Source organism: Nonomuraea sp. NPDC059023, assembly GCF_042740095.1.
In the GTDB taxonomy this organism is placed as follows: Bacteria; Actinomycetota; Actinomycetes; order Streptosporangiales; family Streptosporangiaceae; genus Nonomuraea.
Map to the genome: position 1 here is coordinate 1 of NZ_JBHYIO010000081.1, position 19,658 is coordinate 19,658.

28 protein-coding genes and 1 pseudogene are annotated in these 19,658 nt (G+C 69.0%); 15 read left to right on the forward strand and 14 right to left on the reverse strand.

The window, feature by feature from the left end:
* Window positions 1-60: 60 nt before the first annotated feature.
* The 3 genes from ACFWYW_RS57215 to ACFWYW_RS57225 all read right to left on the reverse strand — a co-directional run bounded on the left by ACFWYW_RS57215 (window position 61) and on the right by ACFWYW_RS57225 (window position 1,274).
* Complete coding sequence (locus tag ACFWYW_RS57215; RefSeq protein WP_379628032.1) at window positions 61-408, reverse strand: hypothetical protein; 348 nt, start codon at window positions 406-408, stop codon at window positions 61-63.
* Window positions 402-602 (reverse strand): hypothetical protein, encoded by a 201-nt coding sequence (locus ACFWYW_RS57220; protein ID WP_379628034.1) that lies wholly within the window; start codon window positions 600-602, stop codon window positions 402-404. Before ACFWYW_RS57220 ends, ACFWYW_RS57215 begins: the two co-directional genes overlap by 7 nt.
* A gap of 264 nt (window positions 603-866) precedes the next feature.
* Window positions 867-1,274 carry a GbsR/MarR family transcriptional regulator gene (locus tag ACFWYW_RS57225; RefSeq protein WP_379628036.1) on the reverse strand — a complete coding sequence of 136 codons (408 nt, stop codon included), beginning with the start codon at window positions 1,272-1,274 and terminating at the stop codon, window positions 867-869.
* Between the two features lie 63 nt (window positions 1,275-1,337).
* Between ACFWYW_RS57225 and ACFWYW_RS57230 the strand changes: the two genes are divergently transcribed.
* Entirely contained in the window at window positions 1,338-1,811 is a 474-nt protein-coding gene (locus ACFWYW_RS57230) for a DUF6653 family protein (RefSeq protein ID WP_379628039.1), read from the forward strand.
* Here the strand turns inward: ACFWYW_RS57230 and ACFWYW_RS57235 are convergent.
* Window positions 1,769-2,482: a DUF998 domain-containing protein gene (locus ACFWYW_RS57235; RefSeq protein ID WP_379628041.1), complete on the reverse strand. Its 714-nt coding sequence runs from the start codon at window positions 2,480-2,482 to the stop codon at window positions 1,769-1,771. The genes ACFWYW_RS57230 and ACFWYW_RS57235 overlap by 43 nt on opposite strands.
* 40 nt (window positions 2,483-2,522) lie before the next feature.
* Between ACFWYW_RS57235 and ACFWYW_RS57240 the strand changes: the two genes are divergently transcribed.
* Window positions 2,523-2,978, forward strand: a complete 456-nt coding sequence (locus ACFWYW_RS57240) for a GbsR/MarR family transcriptional regulator (protein WP_379628043.1) — start codon at window positions 2,523-2,525, stop codon at window positions 2,976-2,978.
* Window positions 2,975-4,099, forward strand: coding sequence for an FAD-dependent monooxygenase (locus ACFWYW_RS57245; protein ID WP_379628045.1), 1,125 nt, complete (start codon window positions 2,975-2,977; stop codon window positions 4,097-4,099). Before ACFWYW_RS57240 ends, ACFWYW_RS57245 begins: the two co-directional genes overlap by 4 nt.
* Window positions 4,100-4,119: 20 nt before the next feature.
* Here ACFWYW_RS57245 and ACFWYW_RS57250 read toward each other — a convergent pair whose 3' ends face one another.
* Window positions 4,120-4,698 carry a TetR/AcrR family transcriptional regulator gene (locus tag ACFWYW_RS57250; RefSeq protein ID WP_379628047.1) on the reverse strand — a complete coding sequence of 193 codons (579 nt, stop codon included), beginning with the start codon at window positions 4,696-4,698 and terminating at the stop codon, window positions 4,120-4,122.
* Window positions 4,699-4,776: 78 nt separating this feature from the next.
* On the opposite strand from ACFWYW_RS57250, the gene ACFWYW_RS57255 reads away from it, so the two are divergent.
* Window positions 4,777-6,012, forward strand: coding sequence for an FAD-dependent oxidoreductase (locus ACFWYW_RS57255; protein WP_379627637.1), 1,236 nt, complete (start codon window positions 4,777-4,779; stop codon window positions 6,010-6,012).
* A gap of 27 nt (window positions 6,013-6,039) precedes the next feature.
* On the opposite strand, the gene ACFWYW_RS57260 is transcribed toward ACFWYW_RS57255, so the two are convergent.
* Window positions 6,040-6,402 (reverse strand): TetR family transcriptional regulator C-terminal domain-containing protein, encoded by a 363-nt coding sequence (locus ACFWYW_RS57260; protein ID WP_379627635.1) that lies wholly within the window; start codon window positions 6,400-6,402, stop codon window positions 6,040-6,042.
* Between ACFWYW_RS57260 and ACFWYW_RS57265 the strand changes: the two genes are divergently transcribed.
* The 4 genes and pseudogenes from ACFWYW_RS57265 to ACFWYW_RS57280 all read left to right on the forward strand — a co-directional run.
* Window positions 6,395-7,003 carry an aquaporin gene (locus ACFWYW_RS57265; RefSeq protein WP_379627632.1) on the forward strand — a complete coding sequence of 203 codons (609 nt, stop codon included), beginning with the start codon at window positions 6,395-6,397 and terminating at the stop codon, window positions 7,001-7,003. The genes ACFWYW_RS57260 and ACFWYW_RS57265 overlap by 8 nt on opposite strands.
* A gap of 101 nt (window positions 7,004-7,104) precedes the next feature.
* The gene (locus tag ACFWYW_RS57270; RefSeq protein ID WP_379627630.1) at window positions 7,105-7,584 is read left to right on the forward strand and encodes an ATP-binding cassette domain-containing protein; all 480 of its coding nucleotides are present in this window, start codon (window positions 7,105-7,107) and stop codon (window positions 7,582-7,584) included.
* Between the two features lie 64 nt (window positions 7,585-7,648).
* Window positions 7,649-8,005, forward strand: a complete 357-nt coding sequence (locus tag ACFWYW_RS57275) for a hypothetical protein (protein ID WP_379627628.1) — start codon at window positions 7,649-7,651, stop codon at window positions 8,003-8,005.
* Window positions 7,969-8,220: pseudogene (locus ACFWYW_RS57280) on the forward strand (ABC transporter); the annotation flags it as partial. The gene ACFWYW_RS57275 and the pseudogene ACFWYW_RS57280, both read left to right, overlap by 37 nt.
* Window positions 8,221-8,449: 229 nt before the next feature.
* On the opposite strand, the gene ACFWYW_RS57285 reads toward ACFWYW_RS57280, so the two are convergent.
* The 3 genes from ACFWYW_RS57285 to ACFWYW_RS57295 form a co-directional block, all read right to left on the reverse strand.
* Complete coding sequence (locus ACFWYW_RS57285; protein ID WP_379627626.1) at window positions 8,450-9,775, reverse strand: cytochrome P450; 1,326 nt, start codon at window positions 9,773-9,775, stop codon at window positions 8,450-8,452.
* Window positions 9,776-10,263: 488 nt separating this feature from the next.
* Window positions 10,264-10,401 (reverse strand): hypothetical protein, encoded by a 138-nt coding sequence (locus ACFWYW_RS57290; protein ID WP_379627624.1) that lies wholly within the window; start codon window positions 10,399-10,401, stop codon window positions 10,264-10,266.
* Between the two features lie 426 nt (window positions 10,402-10,827).
* Entirely contained in the window at window positions 10,828-11,724 is an 897-nt protein-coding gene (locus tag ACFWYW_RS57295) for a choice-of-anchor K domain-containing protein (RefSeq protein WP_379627622.1), read from the reverse strand.
* Window positions 11,725-11,983: 259 nt separating this feature from the next.
* Here ACFWYW_RS57295 and ACFWYW_RS57300 point away from each other — a divergent pair, with 259 nt between their 5' ends.
* Complete coding sequence (locus tag ACFWYW_RS57300; protein WP_379627620.1) at window positions 11,984-12,172, forward strand: hypothetical protein; 189 nt, start codon at window positions 11,984-11,986, stop codon at window positions 12,170-12,172.
* Window positions 12,173-12,410: 238 nt separating this feature from the next.
* Here the strand turns inward: ACFWYW_RS57300 and ACFWYW_RS57305 are convergent, their stop codons facing one another.
* Window positions 12,411-12,551, reverse strand: a complete 141-nt coding sequence (locus tag ACFWYW_RS57305) for a hypothetical protein (protein WP_379627618.1) — start codon at window positions 12,549-12,551, stop codon at window positions 12,411-12,413.
* On the opposite strand from ACFWYW_RS57305, the gene ACFWYW_RS57310 reads away from it, so the two are divergent.
* Both ACFWYW_RS57310 and ACFWYW_RS57315 read left to right on the forward strand, forming a co-directional pair.
* Entirely contained in the window at window positions 12,544-12,705 is a 162-nt protein-coding gene (locus ACFWYW_RS57310; RefSeq protein ID WP_379627616.1) for a hypothetical protein, read from the forward strand. The genes ACFWYW_RS57305 and ACFWYW_RS57310 overlap by 8 nt on opposite strands.
* Window positions 12,706-12,719: 14 nt before the next feature.
* A complete protein-coding gene (locus ACFWYW_RS57315) occupies window positions 12,720-13,130 on the forward strand; it encodes a hypothetical protein (protein WP_379627614.1) in 411 nt (136 codons plus the stop codon).
* A 42-nt stretch (window positions 13,131-13,172) separates the two neighbouring features.
* Here ACFWYW_RS57315 and ACFWYW_RS57320 read toward each other — a convergent pair whose 3' ends face one another.
* From ACFWYW_RS57320 to ACFWYW_RS57335, 4 genes are all read right to left on the reverse strand, one after another.
* Window positions 13,173-14,345 (reverse strand): sulfotransferase family protein, encoded by a 1,173-nt coding sequence (locus ACFWYW_RS57320; RefSeq protein ID WP_379641424.1) that lies wholly within the window; start codon window positions 14,343-14,345, stop codon window positions 13,173-13,175.
* A 5-nt stretch (window positions 14,346-14,350) separates the two neighbouring features.
* The gene (locus ACFWYW_RS57325) at window positions 14,351-14,779 is read right to left on the reverse strand and encodes a hypothetical protein (RefSeq protein WP_379627610.1); all 429 of its coding nucleotides are present in this window, start codon (window positions 14,777-14,779) and stop codon (window positions 14,351-14,353) included.
* A gap of 33 nt (window positions 14,780-14,812) precedes the next feature.
* Window positions 14,813-15,346, reverse strand: coding sequence for a hypothetical protein (locus ACFWYW_RS57330; protein ID WP_379627608.1), 534 nt, complete (start codon window positions 15,344-15,346; stop codon window positions 14,813-14,815).
* A gap of 123 nt (window positions 15,347-15,469) precedes the next feature.
* The gene (locus tag ACFWYW_RS57335; protein WP_379627606.1) at window positions 15,470-15,790 is read right to left on the reverse strand and encodes a thioredoxin family protein; all 321 of its coding nucleotides are present in this window, start codon (window positions 15,788-15,790) and stop codon (window positions 15,470-15,472) included.
* Window positions 15,791-16,123: 333 nt separating this feature from the next.
* Between ACFWYW_RS57335 and ACFWYW_RS57340 the strand changes: the two genes are divergently transcribed.
* The 4 genes from ACFWYW_RS57340 to ACFWYW_RS57355 all read left to right on the forward strand — a co-directional run.
* Window positions 16,124-16,786 carry a recombinase family protein gene (locus tag ACFWYW_RS57340; RefSeq protein ID WP_379627604.1) on the forward strand — a complete coding sequence of 221 codons (663 nt, stop codon included), beginning with the start codon at window positions 16,124-16,126 and terminating at the stop codon, window positions 16,784-16,786.
* 439 nt (window positions 16,787-17,225) lie between these two features.
* Window positions 17,226-17,786 carry a hypothetical protein gene (locus ACFWYW_RS57345; RefSeq protein ID WP_379627602.1) on the forward strand — a complete coding sequence of 187 codons (561 nt, stop codon included), beginning with the start codon at window positions 17,226-17,228 and terminating at the stop codon, window positions 17,784-17,786.
* Window positions 17,787-17,893: 107 nt separating this feature from the next.
* Window positions 17,894-18,484 (forward strand): DinB family protein, encoded by a 591-nt coding sequence (locus tag ACFWYW_RS57350; protein ID WP_379627600.1) that lies wholly within the window; start codon window positions 17,894-17,896, stop codon window positions 18,482-18,484.
* Between the two features lie 638 nt (window positions 18,485-19,122).
* Window positions 19,123-19,658 (forward strand): TetR/AcrR family transcriptional regulator (locus tag ACFWYW_RS57355; RefSeq protein ID WP_379627598.1); only part of this gene is annotated, 536 nt, incomplete at its 3' end.

The following is a 19,658-nucleotide window of genomic DNA, read 5'->3' on the forward strand; positions in this document are numbered from 1 at the left end:
CGGCGGCGAACGCGAGCACGACGAGGCCGAGGACGCTCAGTAAGGCGAGGAGGAGCAAGGTCAGTCTCCGATCAGGTCGCGACGGCGGAAGGCGGTGACTGCGGCTGCGCAGAGAGCCACGGCGAGCGCGGTGAGCCAGATCGGGGGAACGGCGTCGGCCTCTGCGCCGGGTGCCTGCGGCAGGTGGGCGTTGGGGGACAGGTTTTGCGTCCACGTGGGTAGCTGGAGCACCTCGCCGAGTTGGCCCAGGAGGGCGAAGGCGACGAGCGCGGCCCAGGTGAGTGCGGTCAGCCGGGGGAGCAGGCCGTACAGGAGCATGGCCAGTCCGGCCGTCACCCACACGGCGAAGCCGCCCGCGACCAGGCCCATGATTGCGAACACGGTGGCCAGGAAGGTATCGGTCAGCACGCCTTCGCCGCCGAGCCGGTCGAGGACGGCGGCGAGTTGCAGGCCGAGCAGGATGCGTAGCGCGGTGGTCTTCCAGCGCCGATGGGGCCGAGGAAGCCGTGGACCTCTCCGGTCCGTACGGTCAGGCCGAGGCCGTCCAGCGCACGGACGGAGCCGAACGACTTGATCAGGCCATCGATGAGTACGGCAGGCACAGGCGCCTCCGGCGGTCGGATCCGATGTGACGTTGCCGACCAGGCTTCCCGGCGCTCCACTCACGACGTTAACAGCGTCCGATCCGCCGCACCAGACGGACCTTGACGCGAATCAGACAGCGGCGTTTCGTCCTCCGCGCTTTGTGCTGGCTCGGTCCGGGTCGTGAAGGGCACAGCCTCGGTCTGTTCGAGGGGGACCGGTTCAGCTGTGCTCTGTGGTGTAGCGCTCGCGCCACCTGTCGATGAGGGGAATCACGTGGTTGGTCATGTAGGAGTAGATATCCTGCATTTCGTGGAGGCGGCGGCCGGTGGTGCCGTCCTGGCCCGCGATGGCGATGCCTTCGCTCGCGACATCGCCATGACCTTCAGCATCGCGTTCTGCTGTGACATCAGGCTCGCCCAGGCGCCCTGGCGGAAGCGGTAGTGGTCGCGGCGGCTGCCGGGGGCGGGGACGCGCTCGACGAGGCCGATCGGGATGAGCCGTTTGACGGCGGTGGAGAAGGCGCCGGAGCTGATCGACAGCCGTTCGCACAGGTCGGCGGCGGTCATGGAGTCCTGCTCGGTGTACAGCAGGGCGGTCATGACGCGCGCCGTCGTCTTCTGCATGCCGCCCTGGGCCAACGTCAGCGCCAGCTTCTCGGCCGCCTCGCGCAGTTGCTCGTCCCTGCTCACCTAGCGACGATTACCAGCTCTTCGAATGTTTACAGATCTCTGAAAGTTCTATACAAAAGAAGAATGATGAAAGACGTTGTCGCCGGCGCTCACGGCATGAGCGGCGAAACCTGGAAGCGGCACGCGAACCCGTGGAGCGTGTGGACCCGCTTCGCCGCGATCCCCTTCTTCGAGCTGGCCATCTGGAGCCGCGAATGGATCGGCTGGTGGTCGCTGGCCGGGCTGGCTGTGGTTTTGGCCTGGCTGTTCTGGTTCAACGTGCGGATCTTCGGCCCCGTGGGCCCGGACAGCTGGGCGGCCCGCGGCATCTACGGCGAGCAGCTCCACGTCGAAGGCAAGCTGCCCGGCGAACACCAGGTCGTGCTGAGACTGCTGATCGTCGCCGGGCTCGTCGGGTTCGTCCTGATCGCCTGGGGGCTCATCGCCTTGCAGATCTGGCCGCTCGTGCTGGGCACCGTCCTGCTCGTACTCGCCCAGTTGTGGCGGATCGACCGCTACGGCCTGCTGTACGGCCGGCGGGAGAACGAGGGCAGCTGAGCGAGCCGTACGGCCAGAACGGTGATCCAGCAGAACCCCACCACCAGCGACAGGTGCTCAAGCAGGCCGGCGGGCGCCGGTCGCCACAGGCCGAGCGTGTCGAGCCGGTAGGCGATGCCGGCGGCGAAGGCGAACGCGATGACCAAGGCGCCGGAAATCCGCATGAAGCGGCCGGTTCCGGGCAACTGTCGGGCCAGTGCGAACGCGCCGCCGGCGAGCCCCGCGAACAGGGCGAGCCCGGCGACCTGGTGAACGCGCCCGGCCGTGGTGAGACCTTCCGGCAGACCGGGCGGGTAGCCGAGCGCGGGGTCGGTGGGCACCAGCCCGCCGACCGCGAGCCCCACGGCCGCGATCGCCAGGAACGCCGGTCCCCAGGCGGCTCCGCGCCCGCCGGGCGGCAGGGTACGGCGCAGCCCGAGCGCGAACAGGCCGAGCAGCACGGCGGCGAGCAGGAAGTTGCCGGTCTGCAGCCAGGCCCGTTCACCGGTGCCGAGCTGGCTGGCCCCGTGATGCCACAGGCTGTATCCGGGCCGGGTGGCGCCGTCGATCCACAACACGGCCAGGAACACCGGTCCGGCGACGAGACCGCAACGCAGCAACGACATGGGGAAGACCTCCCGTTTCTCCGCACGCACATCCGCGTCGCGGGCCGACCAGACTTCCCGGCTCACCTCTTGCTGGATACACAGAATTTAACCCATACTAAAACTCATGAAAAGAGAGGAAGACGAGAAGCTGCTGGAGTGGGCCGAGCAGGTGGCCATGTACCTGGCCCGCGACGGCGTGCCGCCCATCGCCGGGCGCATCCTCGGCTGGCTCATGGTGTGCGACCCGGCCGAGCAGTCCGCCGCGCAGATCAGCGCCGCCATCGGCGCCAGCCGCGCCTCCCTCACCCTCAACCTGCGGCTGCTGACCGGCATGAGCTTCCTGTCCTGGCGCACCCGGCCGGGTGATCGAACCATGTACTACCGGATGGCCGACGACGCCTGGCACGCCGTGGTCCGCAAGCAGATCGCCGGGATCACCGCCTTCCTCGACATCACCCATCGCGGCCTCGACCTGGTCGGCCCGGACGGCGAGCGAGCCGCCCGTATCCGTCAGGCACAGGCCACCTTCACCTGGATGGCCGAGGTGTTCGACAACGCCCCGCCCCTGGACGAGTCGTGACCGGCCGCGCCATCGTGATCGGTGCCGGCATCGGCGGCCTGGCCGCCGCCCTGGCCCTGCGCCGCATCGGCTGGCAGGCCACCGTGCTCGAACGCGCACCCGAGCTGGGCGAGATCGGCGCGGGCATGTCTCAGGCTCCCAACGCCCTGCGCGCCCTCGACGAGCTCGGCGTCGGCGAGCAGGCCCGCCAGGTGGGCGTGTCCACGTTCGCCACCGCCAACCTGCGCACCCCCAACGGCCGCCACCTGCAGCGTGCCCACCCCGGCGACGTGTCGGCGCTGCTCGCCTTCCACCGCGCCGACCTGCACCGCCTCATGATGGAGGCGCTACCCGCCGACTGGATCCGCACGGGCACCGAGGCCACCGTCATCAGCCAGGACCGTGACGGCGTCGCCGTCGGGGAGCTGAGCGCCGATCTGGTCATCGCCGCCGACGGCACCGGCAGTACGGCACGGCGCCTGCTCTGGCCCGATCATCCCGCACCTCGCTTTCTCGGCCGGACCGCCTGGCTGGGCGTCGCCCCGTTCGCCGGGCTGCCGGGCAGCATGACGCTGGGACCCGGCGCCTACTTCCTCATCCATCCCCTGTCCCGCGGCCGCGCGTACTGGGCCCTGGTGACCACAGCTGATCGGCCCGGCATCCGCTACGCCGAGGAGAAGGCTGAGGCGGCCCGCCGTACCCAGGACTGGCATGACCCGATCCCCGGCCTGATCGACGCCACCCCAGCCGAAGCGGTGATCCACATCGACATCCGCGACCTCGGCCCCCTGCCCACCTACGTCAATGGCCGCGTCGCGCTCCTGGGCGACGCCGCGCACGCGATGAGCCCCGACCGCGGCCAAGGCGCCGGCCAGTCGATCGAGGACGCCGTCGTCCTGGCCGCCGCCCTCGCCACCGAGCCCACCGTTCAGACGGCGTTGCGCCGCTACGACGCTGATCGCCGCCCCCGCACCCAAGCCACCGCACGCGCTGCCCGGGCGGACGGCCGCCGCGCCACCTCCCGCGCCGCCCACCGGGCCCTGACCACCATGATCCGCCTCACTCCCGCAGCCCTGTGGCGTCGCGGCATCGCCCCAGATGCCAATCCCACCTGGCGCTGGCGCCCACCTCGGCTCGGCTGATCCCGTGAAGGCAGGCGCTCTCAGGTGCCGTTGAGGGCGACATCGACGCAGCCGTCGACGAAGGTGTCGTCGACCTCGAAGCCGGGGCCGAACACGCTGAACCAGATCGGGCCGACGATCCGGGTGATGAGCGTGTCGGCGTCCACCGTCGCGGGCAGTTCGCCGCGGCTGACCGCCCGCTCCAGGATGGGCCGCACGGCGGCGTATCGGTGCCGCCAGTAGTGGTGGCCGACCTCGGCCATGGCGTCGTGATGACGGCCGGCGGCAAGAGCCGCCATCAGCGTACGGCTGGCCGGGTGCACGATGACGTCGCGCACCTGCCTGGCCAGCGCCACCAGGTCGCCTCGCAGCTGTCCGGTGTCGGGCACCGTGATCCGACCGCCGGTCAGGCTCGCCAGCGCGTCGGCCAAGAGCGCCTCACGCGTGCCCCACCGCCGGTAGATGGTCGACTTGTGCACCGCGGCCCGGGCCGCGATGTCCTCGATCGTCAAAGCGGCCAGCCCGCGCTCGGTCAGGGCCGCGACGGTAGCCAGATGCACCGCCTGCGTGACGCGCGCGCCGCGTCCGCCGACCCGGCGCTGTGGAGGTGAGGCTTCCATGCGGCCACACCTTAATGCGACGGTTCGTTGCATGCAACGAACCGTCGCATTAACCTGGAAGCTCTTACCTGTGGAGGCATGATGGACGTCATCATCGTGGGCGCGGGGCCGGCCGGGGCAACACTGGCCCTGCTGCTGGCTCGCCACGGAGCGCGGGTACGGCTGGCCGAACGCGAACCCTCGGCAGGCGGCGTCTTCCGCGGCGAGGGCCTGATGCCGCTGGGCCTGGACGCCCTGCGGCAGGCGGGGCTCGGCGACCTGGTCACCCGCATCCCGCAGCGCACCGTCGAACGGTGGCGGATCTGGATCGACGGCCACGAAGTCCTGACCATCCCCGAGCCGGTCACCCAGCTCGGCGACCTGGCCTTCCGCGTCGCCTCACCGGCCGCCCTCCTCGACGGGATCATCGATCAGGCGCGCGCCTACCCGGGCTTCGCCTTCCACCCCGCCACCCGGTTCGCCGACGTGCTGCGCGACGGCCGCGGCCGCGTCACCGGCGCGCGCATGGTCACCACCGACGGCGCCGAGGACTGGGACGCCGACCTGGTCATCGGCTGCGACGGCCGGGGGTCGTCGGTGCGCACCAAGAGCAGCCTGGACCTGGAACGCGCCCCCGAGTCCTACGACGTGCTGTGGTTCAAAGCGCCCCCGCCGGTCCCCGCGCGGGATGGCTGCGACTTCCACATCATGGTCCGTTCCGGCCACCATCCGCTCGTCGCCTACACCTCCTGGGACGATCTGCTGCAGTGTGGCCTGATCATGCCCAAGGACGGCCTCGCCGCTCTCAGAGGCGACGACTGGCCGGACATCGCCGCCGCCTCCGCGCCCGATGAGCTCGCCCGTCACCTGCGGGCCCACCGGCAGCAGCTGGACGGGCCGGTCCGGCTGAACGTCCTCGTCGGCCGCGCCCCCTCCTGGAGCACACCCGGCGTGCTGCTGCTCGGGGACGCCGCCCACCCCATGTCCCCGGTCCGCGCCCAGGGGATCAACCTGGCACTACGCGACGCGATCGTGGCGGCCAACCACCTGGTTCCGCTCGCCTCCGGCACCTCGCCCGACCCGGCCGCGATCGATACGGCATGCCACGCCGTACAAGCCGAGCGCGAGCCCGAGATCACCCGCGCGCAGCAGCTTCAACGCCGCGAGGCACGCGGACAGGGCGACGCCCGATCGGCCAGTTGGCGTTATCGCCTGGCCAAGCGTGGCGCCGCTCTCCTGGGCGGCTACCCCTGGGCCCAGCGCGCCTGGCTGAACCGCCAGCACGAACTCCGCTTCGGTTCCACACCCGTCATCCTGAACCGCCCCACCGGCTGATCGTGTGCCTTCACACGCGGAGGGGCTCTACTCGTCCACAGTGAAACCGTCGAGTAGGGCTCGCGCGCCGGCCAGCAGTTCGTCCGCCGAGGCTCCGGCGCGCGAGCGCAGGTTGACCGCGTAGGCCAGCAGGGTCAGCGCCTCCGCCGCGGCGTCCAGGTTCAGCCCGGGCCGCACCCTGCCGCCGTCGTGTGCGGCCTGCAACTGGGCGCGCATGGCCGTCCGCAGCGCGTCGTGATGCTCGTGGAGGACCTGCCGGACCTCGGGTGAGGCGCCGCTCGCCGCCGCGTGCGTGTTGGTGATCAGGCAGCCCCAGCGTGCGTGCTCACCCGAACACCGCGCCGCCGTTCCCCTCGCGCCGCTGGCCATCGGGGCGGTCCTGATGGTCATGGCGTACGCGGGCGGCCACGTCTCGGGCGCGCACTACAACCCGGCCGTGACGCTGGCCGTACTGCTGCGCGGCCGGATCACCCTGGCCGACGCCGTGCCCTACTGGATCGCCCAGCTCGCGGCTGCGGTGGCGGCGGCGTTCGCGGCAACGTTCGTGGCCGGGCCCGCCCAGGTCCAGGCGCTCTCGCCCTCGGGGCGGGCGATCGGCGCGGCGCTGTTCACCTTCGCGCTGGCCTACGTGGTGCTCAACGCCGCCACCAGCAAGGACCACCCCGGCAACAGTTTCTACGGCCTGGCCATCGGGTTCACCGTCGCGGCCGGGGCGTTCGCGGTGGGTGGCGTGTCCGGCGCGGTGTTCAACCCGGCCGTCGCCGTGGGGGCGGCCAGCATGGGACTGCTGGACTGGTCCAAGATCTGGCTCTGGCTCGCCGCCGACCTCGTGGGCGGCGCGCTGGCCGGTGCCGCGTTCCTGGCTCTCAACCCCGACGACCGCTCCCGACGGAAGCCGCTCATGATCCCACCGCGTGAGTCACCGCAGCCGCCCGCGTCCGACGCGACATCGCCGCCCTGTCCCAGAACTGCACCCTCGATGGCGACCTGACCACCTGGGAGAACCTGCGCCTGCACGCCCGCCTGCACGGCCTTACCACCTAAGACGCCCGAACCCGCGCCCGCGACCTGCTCGACCGGTGGAACCACCTGGTGCGCACCTTCTCCGGCGGCATGAAACGCCGCCTGCAGATCGTCCGCAGCCTCCTGCACCACCCGAAGCTGCTGTTCCTGGACGAACCCACCGCCGGGCTGGAGCCCCGCTCCCGCGACCAGATCTGGACCCACCTGCACCAGCAACAAGGCCTGACCGTGTTCCTGACCACGCACTACCTGCACGAGGCCGAGCACTGCGACCGCATCGCCATCATCGACCGCGGCCGCCTCATCGCCTGCGACACCCCCGCCGCGCTCAAAGCCTGCATCGGCCACGACCGCATCCACCTGCGTACCAGCGACGACCACAGCGCCGCCCCCTGCCTGCGCGACACCTTCGCCCTCCCCGTCAGGCCGGACGGGCTGACCTTCACCGTCGCCGACGGCGCCGCGTTCGGCCCCCGCCTGTGCGCCGCCCTGACCGTCGAATCGAATCGGTCAGCTTCACCCGCCCCACCCTTGACGAGGTGTTCCTGACCCTGACCGGCCACACCGTCGACCACCCGCCACCCGCCACGGCACGGCAGGCAACGGCATGCCCATGACCAGCCTCCCCACCCTCGCCACCCGAGCCCTCGGCGCCCGAGCCGCGGCAGAGATCGGCGCCGCCGCCGCCATCTTCCAGCGCGAGATGCTGCTGTTCACCCCCGAACGGCTACGCCTGGCCCTGCTCCTGGTGCAGCCGGTCCTGCTCCAGACAGTGATGGGCGTCGGCCTCACCAACGTCATCCCCAGCGACCGCATCGGCGGGCAGTACCTGCTCTTCCTGTTCCCCGGAGTCCTGGTGATGACCGTCGTCACCCCGCCTTCACGGTCGGCTCCTCGCTCGTCGCCGACCGCCAGCGCGGCATCCTGCACGAGATGCTGCTGGCCCCCATCCGCCGGGAAAGCCTGCTGATCGGCAAATGCCTCGGCGCCACAGCTGTGGCCACCTGCCAAGCCACGTTGCTGCTCATCCTCGCCGGACTGTTCGGCATCCCCTACCAGCCGATCACCTTCGCCCTGGTGGTACTCCAACTGGCCATCACCGCGCTCGCCATGGCCGGCCTCGGCGCCCTACTCGCCGTCAGCATCCGCACCACCCAGACCTTCCACGCCGTCACCGGCCTCATCTCCCTGCCCCTGCTGTTCCTGTCCGGCGCCATGTTCCCGCTCACCGGCCTGCCCGCCTGGCCGCCGCCACCCCCCTCAGCCCCGTCAGCTACGCCGTCGACGCGATCCGCCACACCCTCACCACAGCACTACCCGGCCGCCAGCTATCTTCGCCGGGCCCACCTGGGCGGACTGGCGGCCCCCAGCCCTGCTGGAGACCACCCTCCTCGCCGCCCTCGGCATGCTCCTGCTACTGCTCGCCGCCCGCCGCTTCACCCGCCGCGGCCGCGTCGGGGGTTGAATGCTCTTGCCTCTGGTTCAGCAGTACTGGTAGAGAGTCGACGCCGTATACGGCTGAGGCTTTCAGGAAGGGAATCTGTCCGGGTTCGACCGCGAGCCGCAGACGCGGGAAACGGTAGATCAGTGCGGGCAGGGCGGTGCGGAGTTGCATGCGGGCCAGTTCGGCTCCGATGCAGCGGTGGATGCCGTGGCCGAAGGCCAGATGTGAGGTGGGTTTGCGGGTGGGGTCGAAGCGCTCCACGCTCTCGCCCAGTGCCAGATCCCGGTTGGCGCCGCTCAGCGAGCACAGCATGACATCACCGGCAGCGACCTGTACCCCGCCGATCCGCATATCTTGTGTGGCGAATCGGGGAAAGGCCACCTGTGCCACCGACAGGTAGCGCAGGAGTTCCTCGACGAACGGGCCGATGGCGGCGTGATCATCGCGGATCAGTCGGACGTGCTGCGGATTCTGCGCAAGGATCATGGCGCCGAGGGCCAGAGTGCTCGCGGGAGGATCTATCCCACCCGTCAGCACACCGTCAGCGAGCCCGGCCAGTTCGTGGTCGTCGATCTGGTCGCCGTGTTCTTTGATCAGCATGCCGATCAGCCCGTCATCCGGGCATGTCCGCTGCTTGTTGACGACGTCCAGCATGGCGGACATTGATTGCGATATCGCGCCCAAAGATGCGCCGGGGCCCTCGAAGAGGTCGAACCGTGCCTGGCTCAGCCGCTGGATGCCAGCGCGGTCCTCATACGGCACGCCCAGCAGTTCGCAGATCGTCAGCGTGGGAATCGGCAGGGCGAACGACCTCCACAGGTCGACCGGCTCGTCAGCGCGTTCCATGAGATCAAGGTGTTCGGCCACGATGGACGTGATCCGGGGAGCGAGCCTGGCCAACCGCCGCCTGGTGAACTCAGGGGTCAACAGGCTGCGTCGGCGAGTATGCACGGGTGGATCGGTGAGGCCGAGGCCGCCGGGGTTTGGTTGTGCCAGTCCGATGCCGTCTACCAGTGTGGTGAACTCGGTGCTGATTCCCTCGGTCTTGCCGAGTACGGCCTTAGCCTCGGCATAGCCCGTCACCAACCAGGCGTTGAACCCGAGTGGCAGCCGTAGCCGGCAGATCGGCTCACGTTCACGCAGGCTCTTCAGCTCCGGGACCGGATCCAGCCCATCGCGTCGGAGCGGCATCAGTGCGCGATCAGGGAGCCGGGAAAGATTGAAGCCGTGTTCTCCCGCCGCCCGTAGGAGAATACGTCTGCCCAGACTGGAAAGAATACGCGCCCGAAGTCTCATGATCGAGCACCTTCCGGAGAGGCCTGCAGAAGGTCGTGTCCCACCTGGGTGGTGCGGGAAAGGATCTCCATCTGTTCCCTCGCCTCTCTGGGAGCTGAGGAGCACCAGCCATGAGACATTGAGTAGTCGATCAATTGCATAGAGTAGCACGATCATGTGCCACTGCCGCGGCTCGCTCGGCCGGGGTGAGCTGGCGGGCGAAGGCCTCCTGCAACGTCCGCAACGCCAACGGCGCGGCGCCCGTCCAGCCCTGGCGCAGGAAATCGGGCACCGCCACCCCGGTAACGGCGCTTAAGTCTCCGGCGTGCGTGCCTTCGACCACCGCGGCGCGGGCGCGATGCACAGTCGCGACGTTGCCGCGGAAGTAGGCGAAGGCCTCCCGGTCGGTCGGGGTGAGTCCGTACGCGCGGCTGCCCGACTGCCCGCTCCCGGCCTCTGTCCCGGCCTTTGTCCCGGCTGCCGACGGCGGAGTCCTGCGGCTGATCGAGTCAGCGCCAGATCGTGCGCTCGGTGACCTTCAGGCCCCGGGCCGCCAGGCGGACGTGCTCGGTGGTCAAGGTGCCGTCCGTGTGCAACGCGGTCAGCCGCGGGACCGTGGCGGCGCGGCGTTCACGATCGACGGCCATAGCGGCCCTCCCGGCTACGGCGCCTCGCAGGGGGTCAGGTGTTGGGCGTGTCCCCTCTGCTCCCACCCCGCGACGCTGGGAGCAACGCACCCGAACGGACCGTAGCAGGATAACTACGGATCGTCTCGAAATTCGGTACACCGCGCCATGGCGGCTGGAGCCGGCCCGGTGTGCGCGGGGCTGACCGGGGCCGCTCACCGCCAGGGATGGTCAGGCCAGCTGATCCACGTCTCGACCGAGAGGTTGTCAGCTTCGGCATCCGTCAGCACCGCGCAGGCTTCGGCCGCAGCAACAACCGCCCAGACATCCCGGGGACTACCGCCGGTGGGGATCTTTTCGCTGGATGGCGAGGAGGAACGCCGGCCCCAGATCGCCACGCCGCAAGCCCGCCCACCGGACCGGTGGGCGGGTAGTGGCAGACGATGGTCAGGACGTGGCCTGGTCGCCATAGCCGTAGGTGACGACCACGGTCCCGTCCGGCTTACGCAGGCTGCCGGTGTCGCCCTTGTCGTTCCAGATGGAGCTCTTCATGCCGAAGGAGAAGCCGCCCCACTCGGGGTGGATCTCGTTGGTGTAAACACGCAGCCGGTAGCCGCACATCATCGTGAAGTCGGGGAAGGTGAAGTCCTGGCCGGCCTCGCCGGCGTTGACCGTCCACCCCTTGAGGTTGACGTAGGCGGCGCCGAGGTTCTGGATCTCGATGTACTCATCGCCCTGCCCGGTGGCCTGGCCTCGGAAGTTCACCGTGGTGATCCGTAGGTCGACCTTGTCGGAGCGGCACATCACCGCCATCACCCGGACCGAGGTGTCCGTGCCTTCGGGACAGCTCGCGGCCACGCCGGGGCCGCCCACAGCCATCACGAGCGTGGGTGTGGGGTCCTGGCCCTCCTTCAGCAGCCGGGTGGGCCGCAGCCGGTAGGGGACGCCGTCGATGGTGATGGGCTGGCCGACGTCGCCGCCACCCAGGCAGCTGAGGATGTCGTCCATCGGGCCGTTCAGGTCGGGGGTCTCCTGGTGCTCGAAGCCCAGCACGAAGCTGAGCTCGCCACCCCCGTCTCGCACCAGCTTGGACAGCAGCAACACCTGGAAGTCCGCGTTGGCGGTGGTGGGGCGGTTGGAATGAGTGAGAGTGCCGACCGCGAACTCGGTCCCGTCCACCGGCACCTCTACCGGACCGCCCTGGAAGCGGTAGGCGTTGGGCTCTCCTCCCTGCGGTGGCGTCCCCCAGGTGAGCCGGTCGGTGTTGTAGCCCTTGGCGTTCGGCGGCAGCGGCTTGGTCAACTTCTGGTTGTTCCACGTACCGGTGATGGTCGCTTTCGACATCGGAGCCCTCTCTCCTCGCCGTCACGGACAACGTCGGACCGCATGGGACGACTTCACCCGGCAGGGCACGTCTCGACACGACGATCCACTGACGCCCTTACTACGACCTTTACGGCTTATCGACACGCATTCAAGACACGCGAGGTGGCCTCATCTGGTCACCATGTGTCACCCATTGGGGATAAATGGGCTGCCCGGCGGCCAGATTGTTCTCGCGGACCTACCGAAGGGACTTGCACATGGTCTTATCGTCGCCCCGGTGCCGGACCGCGGTTCAACCGCCACGGGGACAGCGGCCTTCCAGCTCCGCGACGGCCGCTTCGTCGATCTTGCTGCCCACATCATCACCGAGCGGAGCCACCGCGTCGATCTGCTCCGCCGTGCCAGAGCATGGTTCAGCCGGTTGAACGGCCGTGAAAGCCGGCGCCGCGGGTTCACGGCGCGCTGACCGTTTGCCCTCCTGCCCAGGCTGGGAGATCTTGATGAGGGAACACCCTCTGAGAGGAAGACTCGCATGATCGGAAGTGGCACCGCCTGCCGGCTCCTGGCGGCGCTGCCCCTCGCGGCCGTACCTCTGCTCGCCAGTCCGGCCGCTGCCTACACCGCGCCCGCGACAGCCACCAGCGCCCACGGGACCTTGCAGTTGTCCACCACTTCCGGTTCTCCCGGCGACCCGGTGACCATCACTACACCATCACCAAGAACACCGCCAGCCCGGTGTACGCCGACGGCGAATTCAGCCGCAGATCGCCGGTGAGGTTCTTCGAGGACGACACCTCGTGCGCCGTCGTCTCCGGCCCCACCCCCACCACCTGCAAAATGACCAACAACACCTTCATCGTCGACTACCCGCAGACGAACAAGATCCCCGCCAACAGCACCGCGTCCGTCGTCATCAACACCAGTGTCGCCGCCGTGCCCCCAGCCGCCTGCCAACTGGCCTTCTTCAACCTGGCCTTCAACGGCACCAACGAGCCCTGAGCCCCGACCCGATCGTGTTCACCGTCCTCAACGAGGCAGATCTGGCTCTCGGGCTCACCGCGACCGGCGGCCCAGCTCTGTCGATGACGGTCGGCTACTCCCAGACCACCACCAACAACGGCCCCGCCACCGCGACCAGAGCCACCGTCACCACCACGCTGCCGCCCCAGACGACCGGCGTGAGCGGGTTGCCGGGAAACTGCTCCTACAACGCGACGGCCAAAACGGTCACCTGCACCCGGTCCGGCCTGGCGGCCTCTGCCGCCCAGACCAACAACTTCACCGCCCAGATCAGCACGCTGGCCCTCGGCTCGCTTCCCGCGTCGGCGGCCAGAACCAGCAGCAGCCCCTCCGACACCAACGCCTCCAACGACACCACTTCGGCGAACTGCTCTGCCCTGACCGGCCTCATCATCACCTGCTGAACCCTCCACGGTGTTCACGCCGCGACGGCGATGAAGCCGGTGTCAGGACACCTCGGCCGCGAACCGTCTCACGTAGCCGGCGAATGCGTCCAGGATCGAGGCTGGTTCCAGGCCGTAGCGCGGCAGATCGTAGTGGTGTGGTGAAGTCCCTGACCTGGGCACGGCACCGGCAGGGGGAGGGTGCTCGCCCAGCTGGGCGAGCACCCTGGCGATGGCCGATGCCGGGGCGTGTGTCAGTTCCGCGTAGGGGACGTCGATGAAGCGGGCGGGGTCTGCGTGCTCGCGTACGCGCATGGCCCGGGTCAGGGCCTGGGCCCAGATCTGCAGCCAGTCGCGCCCGAGGACTGTCAGGTCGACGAGGTCGGGGTCGGTGTGCATGCCCATGGTGGCCTCGGTCAGGCTGCACCAGGAGGGTAGGGCGACCAGCGGATCGCGGTGTACCCACACCAACGTCGCGTCCGGGAAAGCAGCCAGGAGCGCCCGCAGCGACCACAGATGGGCCGGGCATTTGAGTACCCAGCGCGACGGCGCGTCCTGGTTGTCGATGAACCGCAACTGCCGTCCGAGGTAGCGGTAGTCCTCGGCAGCCGCGTTGTCGGCGCGTTCGGCCAGCCAGGCCAGATAGCCGGGAACTCTGATGCGGGCGTGGTGGAAGAGGCCATGGGGAAGCAGGAAACTGCACTCTTCAGGCTGGCGCGCGTGCAGCGGGTGCATCGCGCGGGTGGCCGGAGCCAGAGCGCGCGAGGAGGCCACCGTCAGGCCCGCGCGCATCGCCCGCAGGCTCTGGCCTGTTCCAGCGGGCCGGGGGTCGAGCAGCTCAAACAGCATTGGTGCCCGGAGGCCTGGAGCGTCGGCCAGTAGCCTGTGCAGCAGGGTGGTGCCGGAGCGGGGCAACCCGATGACGAAGACCGGCCGCAGCGGGCGCTGGGCAAGACGGCCAGGCTGGGCCGCAACCCGCAGCCGGATCGCCAAGCGGCGCACCACGTCCTGGCGCAACGCCAGGCGGCCGATCGGTGAGAGGTCCTCAGCGGTGGTGAAGGCTTGCCACAGCACCGTCATGTCGTCGGTGAAGCCCTGGTCGAGGTGGTGATCGGACTTCTCCAGACTTCTGGCGTGCTCGGCCAGCGCGGCGAGGGGCTCCGCGTCCCTCCGCCGGGGTGCCCAGGTGCCGATGACCTTGTTGGCCACCGGAACCCAGGCCGCTCGCCGTCGCATCACCGCTACTCGGCGGTCATGAAGGTGATCTCGTCGGTGTAGACGTTCTTGCTGCCGCCGATGTGGCACCAAGCCATGCGGCGCCCGTCGGAAGCCACCGCGATGGCCTGGGGGGTGTTGCCGGTGCCGCCGTCCAGCAACTCCCATGGCGTCCACCCATGCGCGCCGTCCTGCCCGGACTGGTAGAGCTTTCCGTCCAGCCCTGTGTGGAAGACGATCACGTTGCCTCCGGGCCCGTTCGCTGCGGCCACGGCGTACTTGGTCTGGGCGGGCTGGGGGAACTTCTGCCAGCCCAGCCAGGTGTCAGCAGGTCGGCGGTTGAGGTAGACGATCTGGTCGGTGCCCACATGGAACACCAACAGCTCGCCGTCACGGGCGTAGGCCATCGCGACGGGCAGGGTCGTGGAGGCTCCCGGGATCAGTTTCCAGGCCATGTTCGAACTCCCTGCGGGGGTGTGCCGGAGCGGTCAGGCGAAGGTGATGGTGCCGACGGTGTAGATGCTTGAGACGGTGCCGAGCCCGAGCGTGCAGGTGAGGATGTCGGTGGCGGGGCCGCTCTGGTTGCTGATCACGCTGTCACCGGCGAACAGGCCGCCGCTGACCACGCCGGTGATGACGGAGGTGTAGACGGCGCCGGCGATCGTGGTGGTGTAGTTCAGGCTCAACGTGCTGGTCTGGCCGGTGTTCCAGGTGATGGTGGAGGTGGAGGCGCCCGAGCCGGCCAGGGTGAGGCAGCTGCGGTTCGGCACGACGAAGGAGCCGGTGAAAGTGCCCGACGTGATCGCCGGGACACTGACGGAGGTGCACGGACCGAACAGGTTGGTCGTCTTGATGGTGACGGTCTGCGGGCTGGTGCTCAGCGGCGGCGTGTAGGTGACCGTCGAACTGGTGGGCGGCAGGCACACCAGGTCACCCGGCACAGCCTGGGCCGGTGCCGCAGCGACCAAGAGTGCAGCGGCAGTGCTGAGGACGGTCAGGGCGGTGAGCACGGTGCGGATCACAGCAGATTCCTTCTCATCGGGCGGACCTGGTGCATGACTGTCGGGGCGCGCATCGGCCAACCGGGGGACGCGTGATGGACGACGGGGCAACCCGCCGGTGTGAGCCCCCGCCGGAGCCGACGCTCACACCAGAGCGTCCGGGAACTCCCTCATCTGACCCTCGCTCTGGGCGCCGCTCTTCTGCCCGGCGATGGCACCGTTCTTGAACAGCAGCATCGTGGGGATGGAGGGCACCTGGTAGCGGGGAGGGGTGGCCGGATTCTCGTCGATGTTGAGGGCCGCCATGGTGACCCTGCCAGCGTAGTCGGCAGACAAGTTCTCCAAGATCGGCGTCATCAGCTTGCACGGCCCGGCCCATTCGGCCCGGAAGTAGGCCAGTACAGGCTTGCCGGCGTTGACCACGTCGGCGTCGAAGGAGGCATCGGTGACAGTGAGGAGAGGCAACGCGGGACTCCGATCCGCTGCGACCAGCCATGGTGAGAGACCAACTTCTTGACCATCGCACGCGCGACAAACATGTCAAGGATGAGGACGCCTGCCTACGCATCCGAGCACGTCCCCGCCCGCCCGGTAGATCAGGATTGCTCCGGACCATGCCCCAGGGTGTCGGGATTAGAAGGTTTCCCGACGGGCGCCCGGAAGGCCCAGCAGGACCCCCGAAAAAACGGACACTGGGTGACGAAATATGACGACTGGCGGGCGGTTTCCCCTGCGAATTGACGACAGGATTTTGCGACAGGAAAACTAGGGCTCCAGCCACCTCCCGAGGAGAACCCGGTGCAGATCGTCTACGCGCGCGTCTCCACCGCGACCCAGTCTCTCCTCCGCCAGCGGCACATTCTCACTGAGGCCGGCCTCCTCGTCCGCACCGAGGGCGTCGCCGAAGGGTTCCGTCCCGCCGACGGCGTCCTGCTCTTCGAGGACCCCGCTACCACCTCGAAGGTCCCGGCGCTGGAGCGGCCCGCGTTCGCGAAGGTCGCCGCCGCCGCGCACCCCGGCGACACCCTCACCGTCTCCGAACTCTTCCGGCTCTGCCGCGACCTGATCGACATCTACAACGTCCGCGCCTGGTGCCAGGCCCGAGGCGTCATCCTGCGCGTCCTGTCCGGGTCCCTTTCGAACTTCCACGACCTGGCCGCCAACGACGCGACCACGGACCTGCTGATCAACGTCATCACGGCCGTGGGCCAGTTCCAGCGCGACATCCAGAACGAGCTCACGGTCGAAGGCGTCGCGGCCGCCGAGACCGAAGGCCGCTACCGCGGCCGGCCACCCGCCCTCACCGGAGCCGACCTCCAAGACGTCCGCTCGACCTACACCGACCAAGGCGCCTCGATCGCCGCCCTCGCCCGCGCCCACGGCGTCAGCCGCGCCGCCATCCGAACCGCCCTGGCCGATCTACTACCCGACCCCAGCGTCCCCGCTTCCCGACCCTCCTGACCAACACACAGTCACCACCATCACCCACAGCTGCTTTGGGGCTGGGGCCACGTTCGGGAGCGGAGGGCCAGCTTGAACAGGTGCGTTCGGCGTTCACCGACGATGGCACTTCGATCGCGGCTCTCGCCCGTGCGCATGGAGTGAGCCGGGCCGCCATCCGAACTGCGCTGACCGGGCTACTGCCGGGCCAGCCGGGTCCTCCCTCGCCTATCCCGACCAAGGGCCCTGCCGGAGCGTCGAGCTAAGTTACTCGCCGGTACCGCCACGGCTGTCCGCAGGTTCCTCAACCCCGAAGCAGCAGATCAGTTTCACCACCGACCGCGCCGAGGCCATCGCCGAGCGCCGAGGCGGCCATCGCCGCCGTCCGGGACATGGCCACTGGCGCCGCCCTGGACGACGCCAAGCTGGCGGCGTTCATGGACGAGAACGGCAAGCTCCTGTGAGCCGCCGCCGTGATGAGACGGGCTGGACCCGCGCCGAGCGCGACGTCGCCGAGGTGATGATCTGGCTGCGCAGCAACCACGGCCGCGAGGTCAGCTACGCAGACATCGCCGTCGGCGTTGGCATCAAGGATGGCGCCCGCCTGCGGCGGGCCGTCAAGGTCGCCCGCGTGGTCGCGGCCAACCGGGGCGATCGCCTGGAGAAGTTCCTGCCCTCACAAAGCCCCGCCCAGCGCAGTGGGCGGCGCCGGGTCTTCGTCACCCGCTACATGCGACGCGGCCTGGGCGATGAGTTCGGCGCCCGCGACGCGATGTCCGCTGCCCGCACCGCGATGACCGCGATGAAGGACATGCACCGCGCCACGACCTTTGAGGCCGGCAACGACAAGTCGATCGCCCGCACGGAGTTCGCCACGATGGCCACGGCCGTCGACGAAGCCATCGCCAAGGTCTCCGGCATCGACAAGGTCGGCCCCCAGGTGGTCAAGCACGAGAACACCGGTCTGCTCGCCCAAATGATCGCCGAGATGGAAGCCCGCCTGACCGAAACCATAGGCTGACCAGGAAAGACCACTCTCTCGGGACACGCTTCAGTCCCGCCCTCTCCGCACGCCCAGGCAGCCCCGCCAGCTGAGCCCACCGGCGCAGCCTGACAGGATCGTGGCCCATGATTGACGACTTCGCGAAAAATATCGTGCACGAGAGACTGCGGCGGGACCGCCAGGCGTTGCTCTGGAAACTCGACGGCTTGTCCGAATGCGACGCCCGCCGACCTCTGACAGCGACCGGGACCAACCTCCTTGGCCTGGTCAAACACGTGGCCAACGTCGAGGCCAGATACTTCGGCGAGGTCTTCGACCGCCCTTCCCCGGAACCGCTGCCCCGGTGGCAGGACGCCGACGGCAGCGAACATTGGGCGGCCGAGGACGAGACCCGCGAACAGATCATCGGGTTCTACCAGCGCACGTGGGAACGCTCCGATGCGACGATCAACGAGCTCCCCTTCGACGCCCCCGGCCACGTCCCATGGTGGCCGGAATCGACACCAGCCCGGCACACGAACCTGTTCGCGATCATGCTCCACGTCCTGAGCGAGACCGTCCGACATGCCGGACACGCCGACATCCTGCGCGAAGGACTCGACGGCCGGACCGGGGCGCGCGCCGAACACGGGGAGCAGATCGACGAGGAAGCCCGCGCAGCCTACCGCGCGAAGATCGAGCAGGCCGCCAGGACGGCCGCGCAAATCACGGCTTAACCACAATCACGCCACCGTGACCCCCGCCAGCGGCGGGGGTCACGGTCCACCTTTGCCCCACCAGCAAGATCACTTAAGGGCCAAATGTCGGAGTGCCGCGACGCGCCCTGATGACCTCAAGGCGCTGTCCACACCCTCAGTTCCTTCTTGGGTCCGGGGCTAAGTTCGGCCAACTTGGCGCACTTGAAAGAAGAGATCATCCTCCTCTGACCTGCTGGAAGGGTCCTCCAACCCTAGATAACGAGAGCCGCGGCCCCGGCTATTCGGTCCGTCTGGTGGCCCCGCTCGCGCTTCACCGCGCCGTGCTGGAGCAAAGCGCTGCTCTTGCCGACAGTGCTGGCCCGGCCGAGCGCAAGGCGCACCGGGTGTACGCCGCTCGCATCACAGCCGCCGAGACTCCCCGAGCATGATCAACCTTTGTTGAGATCTGGCTGATCGGCTGATCAGGACTCTGCATCAGGCCTCTCACCAGCCCAGATCAACGCCGTTTGGGGCCTATGACAGCGTTCTTACTCGCGAGTCCCCGGCCGTCTCTGGACTCCGGAGGTACTCGGCCCGCCAGACGCCCTGACCGCGCGGGAACCCCCCGTGACAATATGAGTTTACCGTAACCAATATGTTCATATAGTATCCGGACTATGCGTTCAACCGATGATCGGCCGCCCGAGGACCTGACCGCCCGCGCCCGGATCCGGGACGCCGCCCTGGCCGAGTTCGCCGAGCGCGGCTTCAAGGGGACGACCATCAAGGCCGTCGCCGACGCCGCCGGCGTCTCCATCGGCCTGGTACAGCACCATTTCGGGTCGAAAGAGGGACTGCGGGCCGCCTGCGACGCCCATGTCCAAGACACCATGCTGGGCGCCGCGGGCCAGGTCCAGGACAGCTCCGACGTCACCCCCGAGTTCATCCGGGGCATGTTCGAGGCGAGCGAACTCAGCGTCCGCTACCTCGCGCGGGCCCTGGTCGAGGGCTCACCCGTCGCCGAGGCGATCTTCGACGAAGGCGCCGGTGCCGCCGAGCGGTTCCTGACGGACAACTGGCCCGACGACTTCCCCTCAGACGGGGCCACGACGCGCGAACGCGCCGCCGTGATGGCGGCGATGCACCTCAGCACGATCGTGCTCCACCAGCACCTGACCCGGCGATTCGGCATCGACGCGCTACACCGGGCCAA